Source organism: Colwellia sp. 6_MG-2023, assembly GCF_030547765.1.
Classification (GTDB): Bacteria; Pseudomonadota; Gammaproteobacteria; order Enterobacterales; family Alteromonadaceae; genus Colwellia.
In genome coordinates this window covers 15,498-28,588 of the sequence record NZ_JAUOPP010000008.1, presented here as the reverse complement: position 1 = coordinate 28,588, position 13,091 = coordinate 15,498, and the positions used below count along the sequence as shown (strand labels likewise).

The 13,091-nt window shown below is 37.8% G+C and carries 10 protein-coding genes; 8 read left to right on the top strand and 2 right to left on the bottom strand.

Translation table 11 applies throughout. The features are described from left to right. Window positions 1–121 precede the first annotated feature (121 nt). Together Q4503_RS06945 and Q4503_RS06940 are read right to left on the bottom strand one after the other, a co-directional pair. On the bottom strand, window positions 122–790 hold the full coding sequence (locus Q4503_RS06945) for a Bax inhibitor-1/YccA family protein (RefSeq protein WP_215974509.1): 669 nt from the start codon (window positions 788–790) through the stop codon (window positions 122–124). 152 nt (window positions 791–942) lie between these two features. Then, window positions 943–1,551 (bottom strand): DNA-3-methyladenine glycosylase I, encoded by a 609-nt coding sequence (locus tag Q4503_RS06940; protein ID WP_303601810.1) that lies wholly within the window; start codon window positions 1,549–1,551, stop codon window positions 943–945. Window positions 1,552–2,095: 544 nt separating this feature from the next. Between Q4503_RS06940 and Q4503_RS06935 the strand changes: the two genes are divergently transcribed. The 8 genes from Q4503_RS06935 to Q4503_RS06900 all read left to right on the top strand — a co-directional run bounded on the left by Q4503_RS06935 (window position 2,096) and on the right by Q4503_RS06900 (window position 13,033). Further along, on the top strand, window positions 2,096–4,561 hold the full coding sequence (locus tag Q4503_RS06935) for a TonB-dependent receptor (protein WP_303601809.1): 2,466 nt from the start codon (window positions 2,096–2,098) through the stop codon (window positions 4,559–4,561). A gap of 464 nt (window positions 4,562–5,025) precedes the next feature. Beyond that, a complete protein-coding gene (locus tag Q4503_RS06930; RefSeq protein WP_303601808.1) occupies window positions 5,026–5,757 on the top strand; it encodes a histidine phosphatase family protein in 732 nt (243 codons plus the stop codon). A 36-nt stretch (window positions 5,758–5,793) separates the two neighbouring features. After that, complete coding sequence (locus Q4503_RS06925) at window positions 5,794–6,561, top strand: SDR family oxidoreductase (RefSeq protein WP_303601807.1); 768 nt, start codon at window positions 5,794–5,796, stop codon at window positions 6,559–6,561. A gap of 146 nt (window positions 6,562–6,707) precedes the next feature. Further along, window positions 6,708–7,823 carry an NADH:flavin oxidoreductase gene (locus tag Q4503_RS06920; RefSeq protein WP_303601806.1) on the top strand — a complete coding sequence of 372 codons (1,116 nt, stop codon included), beginning with the start codon at window positions 6,708–6,710 and terminating at the stop codon, window positions 7,821–7,823. 64 nt (window positions 7,824–7,887) lie between these two features. Further along, window positions 7,888–9,096 carry an acyl-CoA dehydrogenase family protein gene (locus Q4503_RS06915; protein ID WP_215974503.1) on the top strand — a complete coding sequence of 403 codons (1,209 nt, stop codon included), beginning with the start codon at window positions 7,888–7,890 and terminating at the stop codon, window positions 9,094–9,096. A gap of 85 nt (window positions 9,097–9,181) precedes the next feature. Further along, window positions 9,182–10,213 carry a phosphotransferase family protein gene (locus Q4503_RS06910; RefSeq protein WP_215974502.1) on the top strand — a complete coding sequence of 344 codons (1,032 nt, stop codon included), beginning with the start codon at window positions 9,182–9,184 and terminating at the stop codon, window positions 10,211–10,213. Window positions 10,214–10,364: 151 nt separating this feature from the next. Beyond that, window positions 10,365–11,126 carry an SDR family NAD(P)-dependent oxidoreductase gene (locus Q4503_RS06905; protein ID WP_303601805.1) on the top strand — a complete coding sequence of 254 codons (762 nt, stop codon included), beginning with the start codon at window positions 10,365–10,367 and terminating at the stop codon, window positions 11,124–11,126. 101 nt (window positions 11,127–11,227) lie between these two features. Next, complete coding sequence (locus Q4503_RS06900) at window positions 11,228–13,033, top strand: acyl-CoA dehydrogenase (RefSeq protein ID WP_303601804.1); 1,806 nt, start codon at window positions 11,228–11,230, stop codon at window positions 13,031–13,033. The last annotated feature ends 58 nt before the right edge of the window (window positions 13,034–13,091 follow it).

The following is a 13,091-nucleotide window of genomic DNA, read 5'->3' as shown; positions in this document are numbered from 1 at the left end:
TTATGCTAATGAAAAAATCATACTTTAGACATAAAAAAGCCCCGCAATAGCGAGGCTTGATATTATAACGTTTTTTTTTGAGACTAAAAGCTAATTAGCTTAAGCTGTTATACAGCTTCTATTAGTCATCGCCACCGAAAACACCTAAAAGGTGAAGCAAGTGAACAAAAATATTATAAATGTTTAAATACAATGAAACAGTTGCTCTAATATAGTTTCGTTCGCCACCGTTAATAATACGGCTAGTATCAAACAAAATTAAACCAGACATAATCATGATAACACCGGCACTAATCGCTAATGATAACGCTGGAATTTGGAAAAATATGTTAGCTATCATAGCAACAAATACAACAATTAAGCCTGTCATCAAAAAACCACCCATAAATGAGAAGTCTTTTTTACTTGTTAAAGCGTATCCAGATAAAGCGAAAAATATTAATGCTGTACCACCAAGTGCTTGCATAATCATTGCTGGACCACCAGGCATAGCTGCATAACCATTAAGCATTGGTCCTAATGATGCACCCATTAAACCAGTAAAAGCAAAAATCCAGTAAATACCACTAGCAGAATCAGCCTTTTTATTAACAACAAACATTAAACCAAAAGCAACTAACATCATCACAAGTGCTGCCATGTGAGACAGGTTGATTGCCATTGAAACGCCAGCAGTTACGGCACTAAATGCTAGTGTCATAGATAAAAGCATATAAGTATTTTTTAATACTTTGTTAATTTCAATCGCTGAGCTTTTACTCGCGGTTTGAAAATTCATATTAGTTTGCATAAAACTTCCTTTAAGGTTTAATTATAATAACTTTAAATCTTTTACATGTTATAACTAAGATAAGGGCGTTTACGTAAAGTTCAAGTATTTTTCTTAACATTGACTAACGACCTTCTGACATATTATGACATGGGGGTTTTTAAATAGCTAGTTTAGCACTGCTGATATTTATCAATAATTTGTTTCCGTTTGTAACATGACAAACTGTGATCATTAACCATGCCACATGCTTGCATATGAGCATAACAAATCGTTGAACCAACAAATTTAAAACCACGCTTTTTCAAATCTTTACTCCAAGCATCTGACTCTGGACTTGTGGCTGGGTAATCGCTCAATGTTTTATATTCTTTAACTATGGTTTTGTTATCGACAAAGCCCCACATATAGTTACTGAAGCTACCAAACTCTTGCTGAATTTTAATAAATAATTGTGCATTATTGATCGCGGCGTTAATTTTACCTCGATGACGAATAATGTCAGGGTTTAGCAATAACTGCTCAACTTTATCCTGATCATATTGTGCAACAATATTCACATCAAAGTTTGCAAATGCATCACGATAGCCATTTCTACGTTTTAATATAGTGTACCAACTCAAACCCGCTTGTGCAGATTCAAGGCATAAAAACTCAAACAATTTCTGATCATCATAAACGGGAACACCCCATTCTTCGTCATGATAAGCAACATAATCAGGCTTTGATGTATCTAGCCATGGACAGCGACATGCTAATAGCTCTTTTTGTTGATTTTCCACAGATACCTCTTTTATATTTAAATTAATTTCACTTACTTGTATCACCTAGTTATCTTGTTTTGCTTAATAAGGTTACAGGCTCTTTATATTTAATGATTTTCTGTATTTTGTCCGATGGTCGTTGATAATAAATTAACCATATAACTTTAAGTCTTGGATATTATCACTATAAAAAACAGCTCAACTCTTATCGAAAAACCTCGCTTTATCCAGCTAAAAACATGGAGTTTTCCATCATAATATCTTCTTTATTTTGAGGTATATCTATCACTATTCTCAATATGCATAGTTAGTTATTAGAACTATTCATTTGTTAAATCTAATAGCTAGACCTAGCATGATTAATAGTACAAAAATTGTGCTTGAGGAATCATTAATGTTGGACTGATAGTGACAACAGGTGGTGACAATAATAAGTACGGCTTAGTCAGTAATTACTGAAATGTACTTTATACAATAATTCATGTTCAAACAAAGTATTTGAATGGGATCATATTAGTGAATACGTGTTTTTTAGTATTTATAGCAAAATTGGGGATTCAAGATGAGAGATATACCAACAACAAGAACAACAAAATATTTTAAACGTACATTACTTGTTTCAGCAATATTAAGTGCAATCAACCTAGGCGCAGTAAGTGCTCAGGAAGTTAATCAAGCTGTTGAAGACGATGATAAAGATGTAGAAAGGATAATGGTCACTGCATCTAAGCGACTTAAAGGGCTACAAGAATCTCCTGTAGCCATAACCGTTGTAAGTGGCCTCGCTGTTGATCAAGCAAAAGTTTTAGATATGAATGATTTACAAACGCTGGTGCCAACCTTACGTGTCACCCCTTTACAGCGGTCTATAAATACTAATTTTGCTATACGAGGTTTTGGTAATGGTACAAATAATACCGGTATTGAACCATCGGTAGGTATTTTTATTGACGGTGTTTATCGTTCGAGAGCTGCCGCTCAAATTGGTGATTTACCACGATTACAACAAATAGAAGTGTTAAGTGGTCCTCAAAGTACGTTATTTGGAAAGAATGCATCTGCTGGTGTTATTAATGTTCGAACGATGGAGCCTGCTCACTCGCTTGAAGGAAGCATAGAATTTGGTGCTGGTAATTTTAATCAAAAACTTGTTAAAGGCTATATTACTAATGGTGTTACGGAAGAGTTGGCTTTCAGTTTATCAGGTGGTTTCAATAAACGTGATGGTTACACCGATAGTGTTGTTGGACTAAATAAAATTAATAATCGCGATCGCTGGAATATTCGTGGTCAGGCATTATATGAGCCTACTACAGATGTAACCTTACGTGTTATTGCTGATTATAGTGAGATAGATGAAGCCTGTTGTACTGCCGCCGATGTTATTAATGGTCCGACAACTGCAGCGGTACGTGCATTAGGTGGTGTTGTGTTAGAAGATAACGATCCATTCTCTTATCAATCATCACTTAATATTGACCCTGACAATACAGTGCAAGATGGTGGTGTTTCAGTTCAACTTGATATTGATTTTGATGGCTTTTCTTTTACCTCAATTAGTGCGCTGCGTAGTAATGATTCCGATTTTTTAAACGATGTAGACTATACCTCGTTAGATATTTTACGAGAAGGAGGTCACACCAAAATTGATACTCTTACTCAAGAATTTCGTTTGACTTCAACAGGAAAGCAAACTTTGGAATGGATGATAGGTGCGTATATTTTCCAAGAAGAAGTAATTACAGGCGATACGCTATATTACGGGGATGATATTCGTAGCTTTTTTGATGCGTTGATGACCGCTGGTGGTGCAGATGGTTTATTAGCGGGTGTTGAACAAGTTTACGGGCTTGAACAGGGGGCGTTTTTTTCTAATGAATCTTTTGTAAACTCTGAATTTACCCAAGATAATGACGCTTATTCATTATTCGCTAATTTTGATTATCATATAACGGAAGATTTTACGGCTATTTTCGGTGTTAGTTACACGAAAGATGAAAAAACGATAACAGCGGAACAGATCAATAAAGATGTATTGTCTGGCCTTGATATAGACACTGAATTAACAGCATTTGGTGTACCATTATCGCTTATTCCAACACTTGCACCAGCCATTCCTATTTTAAATAGCATTCAATTGTTACCACCCATGCCGAGTTTACCTAACGACGTTGAACAGAGTAAATCTGAGGATAGTAAAACAACTTGGTCAATGCGCTTAGCCTACGAGGTAAACGATAACTTTAATGTTTTTGCAGCGGCAGCGACTGGCTTTAAAGCATCATCATGGAATCTAGGACGAAATAGTAACCCTTTTATTGCAGATCAAGCAGCAATGGAAAGTGCAGGTGTTGCGCTTGCTAATCAAACCTACGGTGGTCGCTTTGCTTCACCTGAGGAAGCAAAAGTTTATGAGCTTGGCGTGAAAGCGAGATTTAAAAAAGGGGCATTTAACGTAACTTTATTTGACCAAACGATTGAAGGGTTTCAGTCATCTATCTTTATTGGTACTGGTTACGTATTGGCAAATGCCGGTAAACAAAGTACGCAAGGACTGGAATTTGATTCAGTTTACAACCCAACTGAAAACTGGTCATTTACGTTAGCAGGTACTTTTCTTGATCCTGTCTATGACTCATTTGTTGGAGCAACAGGGTTAGATGGTCCTGTTGATTTATCAGGTGAAAAACCAGCGGGTATTCATGAACGCAGCATAACGGCCGGCATTACTTACAGCTATGAATTAGAAAATGGTGCATATGGTTATGTAAGAACTGATTATATTTATGAGAGTGAAGTGTACCTCGCTGAAAATGTGCCGGAGTCGCTAACACGCGAAGTTGGCACCTTAAATGCGACAGCAGGATTAAACTTTGACAATGGACTTAATGTTCAACTTTGGGTACGTAATCTAAATAATGATGAATACCTACATTCTGCCTTCCCACCACCAATACAGGCAGGTAGTTATAATGCTTACCCAAGCCAGCCTCGTATGTATGGTGCTTCTATTTCTTATGAATTTTAAACAGAAGGATTAAACAAAAACGTAAGCACATTTAAGAAGCATATCAAACTCAAGTCGATTTTATGGTCGAGTTGAATTGATAGTGAGTGTCAATTAAACAGCCTTGTAATTTTTATTACAAGGCTGTTTCTTATTCTAGGGTTCTATACCCAGTAAATTTTTAATAAAATAATTATAAATCAGATGTTTAAATAGGTTTTTTGTTATTTTCTTATTACTAAGTATTGATCATTTTATTTACTACTATTAATTCGTATGGAGAATAGTAAGTTATAAGAACTATTCATTTGTTTAATCATTCGATTAGGCATAGCATGAGTTATTCACATTAATCCAGAGTGTTAAAGCTGTTTTTAATTATATCAATTAACTGTTTAACTATATTGGTGGTAATAAATAAGATGATAAAAATAATAAGCATTATCCCAGTGCAACACCCAACCTTGATAATAGCAGCGTAACTTATGTCTGCTATCTATCTTATTCGCCATGGGCAGGCTTCATTCGGCAAAGCTGATTATGATCAACTGTCTGATAAAGGTTGTCAGCAATCTGAATTACTTGGTCAATATTGGCAAACGCTTAAGACACAGAATAAACCAGGAAAGTTATTTTCAGGTGCATTGTTACGTCATGAACAAACACTTGAAAACTTTTTAAAAGGTTATCAGGGCGATAAACCATCTACAGTGTTGCACTCTGGTTTTGATGAATTTAATCATGTTGATTTGTTATCGCGTTATGATAGTCAATGGAAAAATTACGCCAAAATGGCTGCACTAATTAGTCAAAAACCAGAAGCAAATAAAGTGTTTCAAAAAGAATTTTCTTTGGCGCTTAATCGTTGGGTTAGCGGTAAATATGATGGAGATTATATGGAAAGTTGGTCGCAGTTTAAAAAGCGCTGTATCACTGCATTACAAGACGTAATTAACCAAGAACTCGATGCTAAAAAAGAGTTCAGTAACACAACTCCATCAAATAACATTTGTATTTTTACTTCTGGGGGTACCATCTCAGTGTTGATTCAACATATTTTAGGCCTATCTGATCAGAATACGTTATCAATCAATCAACAATTGCGAAATACCAGTGTTACAAAGCTACTCTTTACCAAAGGTAGCCTAAGCATTGATTATTTGAATAATTATGGTCACTTAACTCAAGCAGGTCATGACTGGGAAACCTTTAGATAAAGGTCGTTAACAAAAATTTTAAAGAGGAATTTAGATATGAGTACTAATTTGTTCGATTTAACAGGAAAAGTGGCTTTAGTTACCGGTGCAAGCCGAGGTATTGGCGAGCATATAGCAAAGTTACTCGCAGAAAATGGCGCTCATGTCATTGTATCGAGCCGTAAAATAGAGGGGTGCCAGGCGGTCGTTGACCAAATTATTGCCGCCGGTGGAAGTGCACAAGCAATTGCTTGTCATATTGGTGAAATGGAACAAATAGAAAGTATATTTGAACAAATATCAACTGAGCATGGAAAACTAGACATTTTAGTGAATAATGCGGCAGCAAATCCGTATTTTGGTCATGTATTAGATACAGACCTGTTAGCTTTTCAAAAAACGGTTGACGTTAATATCCGTGGCTACTTCTTTATGTCTACTATTGGCGCTAAATTAATGAAAGAAAATGGTGGTGGAGCCATTGTTAATGTTGCCTCAATCAATGGAATAATTCCTGGTGATTATCAAGGTATATATTCTATTACCAAGGCCGCGGTTATTTCTATGACAAAAACGTTTGCTAAGGAATGTGCACAATTCAATATTCGTGTTAATGCCTTATTACCTGGTGGTACGGATACTAAATTCGCTTCAACCTTAGTCAATAATCCAAAAATATTAGAACAACTAATGCATCACGTACCAATGAAACGTGTTGCCCAGCCAGAAGAAATGGCTGGTACGGTACTGTATTTAGTTTCTAATGCTTCTAGTTACACAACTGGCACGGCAATAAATGTTGATGGCGGCTACTTGATCGGATAAATCGCGACAGATAAAACAAAGTATTCGATTGAGTAGATAAATAAGCCGTAAGTTTTCTTTACTAGTGTACGGTGTAAATTTAAACAATATCAAGTTAGCAAGCATGTTAACGATAGATAATTAGCAAATGAATGTTAGGAAATAAAATGAGCAACAATAACGCAGCAAAACTATTTGAGTCATTCTCAGCAGGTAGCTTAAACTTAAAAAACCGCACCGTGATGGCACCCATGACACGTACGTTTTCACCTAACTATATTCCAACAGATGACGTAGCAAAATACTATCGCCGCAGAGCAGAGGGCAATGTTGGTTTAATTATTACCGAAGGGACATTTATTTCTCATAAAGCCGCAAACGGCTATGAACGTGTACCAGCAATTTTTGGTGATGAGGCTTTAGCGGGTTGGAAACACGTCGTTGACGAAGTTCATGCTGCAGGCGGAAAAATAGCGCCACAACTTTGGCATGTAGGCTCGGTACGTAAAGAAGGTATTGGTCCAGATAAAGAAGTTCCGGGCTATAGCCCATCAGGTTTATATAAACCGGGCGCACCAAACGGTGTTGCTATGAGTAAAGCAGATATCGATGATGTCGTCGCTTCATTTGCCCAAGCTGCTGCAGACGCGAAAGCTATTGGTTTCGATGCTATCGAAGTACATGGTGCACACGGTTACTTGGTTGACCAATTCTTTTGGGAGGGCACTAACCAACGTGATGATGAATATGGTGGATCATTAGAAAACAGAACCCGTTTTGGCGTTGAAATAGTCAAGGCTATTCGTGAAAAAGTAGGTAAAGATTTTCCAATTATCTTTCGATTTTCACAATGGAAGCAACAAGATTACAACACCAAACTTTGTCAAACGCCTGAAGAATTAGCAACCTTTTTAACCTTATTAAGTGATGCAGGCGTTGATATTTTCCATGCAAGTACTCGACGCTTTTGGTTACCTGAATTCGAAGGCTCTGATCTTAACCTTGCCGGTTGGACAAAAAAATTAATCAATAAACCTGTAATTACTGTTGGTAGTGTTGGTTTAGACAGCGACTTTACCGGTGAAGGTAGTGTTGATCTTGCTGGTACGTCTAACCCAACGGGAATCGAAGGATTATTAACGCGTTTAAATAATGATGAATTTGATTTAGTCGCTATTGGCCGTGCCTTATTGGTTGACCCTGAATGGGTAAATAAAATTGAACATAATAAAGAAGATGAAATAGCGCCGTTTAATAAAGAGGCGTTAATGAAATTAAGTTAGTCGCTTAATTAGGTATTAGTTAATCACTTACATAACTTTATAGTAAAAATAATAAGGATTTCCCATGGATTTTGAATACAGCGACAAAGTTAAAGAATTAATGGCACGTGTTAGCGCATTTATGGACGAGTACGTTTATCCTGCTGAAGCAGAAATGCATGAGCAAGTAGCACAAAATCAATGGACAACACCTGCTTTAATGGAAGAGCTGAAAGCGAAAGCGAAAGCACAGGGATTATGGAATTTATTTTTACCCGTTAGTTATGGCAAATACAGTGCAGGACTTACTAATTTAGAATATGCCCCTCTTGCTGAAATTATGGGCAAAGTATTTTGGGCGCCTGAAGTATTTAATTGTGCTGCGCCAGACACGGGCAATATGGAAGTATTAGCTAAATATGGTAATGAAGCACAAAAAAAACAGTGGTTAGAGCCGTTGCTTGAAGGAAAGATTCGTTCGGCTTTCGCGATGACGGAGCCAGAAGTTGCCTCTAGTGATGCAACTAATGTTGAATTAAGCATAGTGCGCGATGGTGATGAATACGTTATCAATGGTCGAAAATTTTACATCAGTGGCGCTTGTCGAAAACAGTGTGAAATTATGATTGTGATGGGTAAAACTGACCCAGATAACACTGACCGCTACATTCAACAATCTCAAGTACTTGTACCAATGAAAACGCCAGGGGTCACTATGGTACGTCCAATGAAAGTGTTCGGTTATAACGATGCACCAGAAGGACATGCAGAAATCACCTTTGACAATGTTCGCGTACCTGTTGAAAACATCATTATGGGTGAAGGTAAAGGTTTTGAAATTGCACAAGGGCGATTAGGCCCAGGTCGCATTCATCATTGCATGCGATCAATTGGTGTCGCACAACGCGCGCTAGATTTAATGTGTCAGCGTGTTAACGATCGCATTGTATTTGGTCGTCCAATGATCAAACAACAATCTATTCGAGAAGATATTGCTATTTCGGCTTGTCAAATTGAACAAGCCAGACTGATGACGTTAAAAGCGGCTCAAAAGATGGATCTAGAAGGCAATAAAGCGGCCAAAGATATTATCGCCATGATAAAAATTGTTGCTCCGAGTATGTCACTAGATGTACTCGACCGGGCTATTCAATGTCATGGTGCTGTAGGCGTTAGCCAAGATACCTTTTTAGCTCATGCGTTTGCCGGCCAAAGAACGTTACGTTTAGCTGATGGCCCTGATCAAGTACACATGATGCAACTTGGACGCGACTTAGTAAAAAAATCAACATAGTACTTAATTCGGCTAAAAACTAGCGGTAATTTTTGTTAGTGAAGAGTTAATCATTAGTACGTTAAATAAATGGAAGAGATAAAAAATGTCAGCAACCGTTTCTTTTGATATAGAAAAATTGACTCGCTATTTAGAGTCTAATGTTGAGGGGTTTGTTGGTCCTATCAGTTTAGAGAAGTTTCCTGGTGGTCAGTCAAATCCAACCTTTAAAGTGAATGCTAAGTCGGGGCTTTATGTACTACGAAGCCAACCGCAAGGAAATTTATTGAAATCTGCACACGCAGTAGATCGAGAGTTTCGGGTACTTAATGCCCTAAAAGATACCGATGTGCCTGTAGCTAAGGTTTATCACCTGTGTATCGATATCAGCATTATCGGCTCGATGTTTTATTTAATGGAATATTGTGATGGTACTGTTTATTGGAGTGCTTCATTACGTGAGGTATCAACTAACGCTTATCGAAGTCAACTATACGACACTATGAATAAGGCTTTAGTTGCATTACATAGTGTTGATCTTGATGCAGTTAATTTACGTGACTATGGCAAAGCAGGAAATTACTTCGAGCGTCAATTTTCGCGATGGACATCACAATATCGTGCTACTGAGTTGCAACAAATTGATGCGATGGATAACTTAATATCATGGCTTGAAACACACCTACCGCCTGATGATGGTCGAGTTTGTTTAGTTCATGGTGATTTTCGTTTAGACAATATCATGTTTAGAAAAGACAAAGCAGAAGTGATAGCGGTGCTCGATTGGGAATTATCGACACTCGGACATCCATTTTCTGATTTAGCTTATCAATGTATGCAGTTGCGTATGCCACAAGGCATGGGAACTATTGATGGATTACAAGGCGTAAACAGAGCAAGTTTAGGTATTCCTACAGAAGAAGAATATGTTGCGGCTTACTGTCAGCGTATGGGAATTGAACGTATTGAAAATTGGACATTTTACCTTGCTTTTAGCTTCTTTAAATTAGCGGCTATTGCACAAGGCGTTGCTAAACGAGCTTCTCAAGGCAATGCCACAAATGAACAAGCGAATAAAGTGGGCGCTTTTGTTGAACCATTGGCACAAATGGCCTTGAGTATTATTAGTGATGAATAAAATGTGATTAATGCTGTTTGATGAAGAATTACGGATAAAGAAAATAAAATAATTAGCAAAAAATAAAGTAATGCATAACAACTAAGAACAAAAGAAATTGTTATCTAAACAATAAATTATTAAACGATATTTGTAACGTAAGGAATTTACCATGGATCCACTATTAGATTTTACAGGAAAAGTTGCCGTTATAACTGGTGCAGCTCAAGGCTTTGGTCAGCTGCTTGCTGAAGAATTAGCGAAGCGCGGTGCAAAACTAGTGATTAGTGATATCAACGAAGCAGGTGTAATGAAAGTTGCTGACGGCATTAAAGCGACTGGTGCAGACGTTATTGCCATGGCGTGTAACGTTGCAAAAAATAATGATTGTAAAGCAATGGTAGATGCGGCAATTGAGCACTTTGGTCAAGTTGATATTGGCGTTAATAATGCCGGTATTGCCCACGAATTTATGCCATTACATGACATAGATGAAGCCATTATGGACTCTCAATTTGCGGTTAACGTTAAAGGCGTTCAATTTGGTATGCGTCATCAAATACAACAAATGCTTAAACAAGGCGAAGGCGCTATTTTAAATGTTAGCTCTATGGCCGGTTTAGGTGGCGCAGCAAGAGGCAGTGCTTATGCAATGGCTAAGCATGCGGTTATTGGTTTAACCAAAACCGGTGCCGTTGAATATGGTCGTAACAATATTCGTATTAATGCTATTTGTCCGTTTTTTACCTTGACGCCAATGGTGACAAACTTTGCTGATGATGAGCAGCAAAAACGCATGAGCAGAGGTGCACCTATGCACCGATTAGGTGAGCCTAAAGAGATTGTTGCCATGATGCTGATGATGTTATCACCAGCAAATAGCTATATGACAGGACAATGCATCGCAATAGATGGTGGTGTATCTGCACAGTAAGCGGTAAAGCAACACGCATTTATAGCGCAGTATATTAGCCATAAATCATTATTTTTTATGGCTAATAATATCGATAAGTAAAAAGATAAGAAGAGAATAGTATGACAGCCACATTAATGAATGAACGAGATCTTGAATTTATGCTCTATGAGCTTTTTGACAGTGAAGCGCTGATCAAACGCAATAGATATCAAGACCATGACCGTCAGACTTTTAATGAAGTCATTAATACTGCGAAGGCGATAGCAGAAAAATACTTCTTACCTATTCGGCAAAAACTTGATACTCATCAACCAACATTTGATGGCAAAAAAGTCACACTTATTCCTGAACTTAAGCCAGCTATTGAAGCGATTATTGACTCAGGTATCTCCTCTGCAACGGCTGATTACGAATTAAATGGTATGCAGTTACCACCGATAGTTGCCAGTGTGGCGAGCACCTATTTAACGGCTGCAGGTGGTGTTGGTTTAGGCTATAACATGTTGACCAATGCCAATGCTAACTTACTTGAAGCTCACGGCAGTGAAGCGTTAATTGAAAAGTGGGTTAAACCGATGCGTTCTGGACGTTTTATGGGCACCATGGCGATGACAGAACCCGGCAGTGGCTCAGGGCTAGGCGACCTAATCACGAAAGCCGTGAAATCCGACGATGGCACTTACCGTATTAGTGGTAATAAAATTTATATTTCTGGTGGCGATCATAATTTAAGTGAAAATATTGTTCATTTAGTTTTGGCTCGAATTCAAGGTGCGCCAAAGGGCGTTAAAGGTATCTCTTTGTTTGTGGTACCTAAATTTTTAGTAAATGACGATGGTACGTTAGGTGCTGATAATGAAGTTGCCCTTGCAGGCTTATTTCACAAAATGGGGGGCAGGGCACAAACCTCTACCGCGTTAAGTTTTGGAGAAAAAAAGGGCTCTATTGGCTACTTAGTTGGCGAAGAGAACCAAGGGCTTAAGTACATGTTTCATATGATGAACGAAGCTCGTATTATGGTTGGCACAAGTGGCGCTACACTTGCCGTTGCTGGTTATCAATATTCAGTCGACTACGCAAAAAACCGTCCTCAAGGTCGTTTACCTTCTTGTAAAGATCCACTTTCACCTATGGTGAATATTATCGAACATGCTGATGTTCGTCGTATGTTACTTGCACAAAAAGCTTATGCCGAAGGCGCGTTGTCATTAGTACTTTACGGCTCTCAACTGAGTGATGACGAAAAAACAGCACCGACAGAAGAAGCACGAGCACATGCGCATGTACTATTGAACTTTCTAACTCCTATTATCAAAACTTGGCCGTCTGAATATGGCACTAAAGCGAATGATCTGGCGATTCAAGTACTTGGAGGGCATGGTTATATTAACGAACATCCTGTTGAGTTGTTTTATCGTGACAATCGTTTAAATCCTATTCATGAAGGTACAACCGGTATTCAATCGCTAGATTTATTAACCCGTAAAGTACCGATGAATAAAATGGCGGGCTACTCAGCAACGTTGAGTGAAATTTATAAAACTATTGAACAAGCCAAGCAATATAGCAATTTAACTGCATTTTCAGCACAGCTTAGTGATGCACTTGAAACATTAAAGCAAACTACGGATGTGGTATTAACTGCAATGCAAACGACAAATATCGACCTTGCATTGGCGAATTCAGTGAAATATTTAGAACTATTTGGTCACGTTATCATTGCTTGGTTATGGTTAAAGCAAGGTGTCGTTGCTAGTGAAGCGTTGCGCAAGCAGCCGCACCAAGCAGATGAAGATTTTTATAATGGCAAACTACAAGCGTTACAGTATTTCTATCGTTTCGAATTGCCAGAAATAGCGTTGTGGTCAAATATTTTACGTACTAGTGACAGTACAACATACGATATGAAAGTAGCTTGGTTTTAAGCGTATAGCTATAGTTTTTAACTATGTTTAACACTATAGCTAAAAATAAATTTTAATA

Bases quoted from the DNA above. Each gene is read 5' to 3' on its own strand.
- Q4503_RS06945 (WP_215974509.1), bottom strand. From the start codon at position 790: ATGCAAACTAATATGAATTTTCAAACCGCGAGTAAAAGCTCAGCGATT.
- Q4503_RS06935 (WP_303601809.1), top strand. From the start codon at position 2,096: ATGAGAGATATACCAACAACAAGAACAACAAAATATTTTAAACGTACA.
- Q4503_RS06930 (WP_303601808.1), top strand. From the start codon at position 5,026: ATGTCTGCTATCTATCTTATTCGCCATGGGCAGGCTTCATTCGGCAAA.
- Q4503_RS06925 (WP_303601807.1), top strand. From the start codon at position 5,794: ATGAGTACTAATTTGTTCGATTTAACAGGAAAAGTGGCTTTAGTTACC.
- Q4503_RS06920 (WP_303601806.1), top strand. From the start codon at position 6,708: ATGAGCAACAATAACGCAGCAAAACTATTTGAGTCATTCTCAGCAGGT.
- Q4503_RS06915 (WP_215974503.1), top strand. From the start codon at position 7,888: ATGGATTTTGAATACAGCGACAAAGTTAAAGAATTAATGGCACGTGTT.
- Q4503_RS06910 (WP_215974502.1), top strand. From the start codon at position 9,182: ATGTCAGCAACCGTTTCTTTTGATATAGAAAAATTGACTCGCTATTTA.
- Q4503_RS06905 (WP_303601805.1), top strand. From the start codon at position 10,365: ATGGATCCACTATTAGATTTTACAGGAAAAGTTGCCGTTATAACTGGT.
- Q4503_RS06900 (WP_303601804.1), top strand. From the start codon at position 11,228: ATGACAGCCACATTAATGAATGAACGAGATCTTGAATTTATGCTCTAT.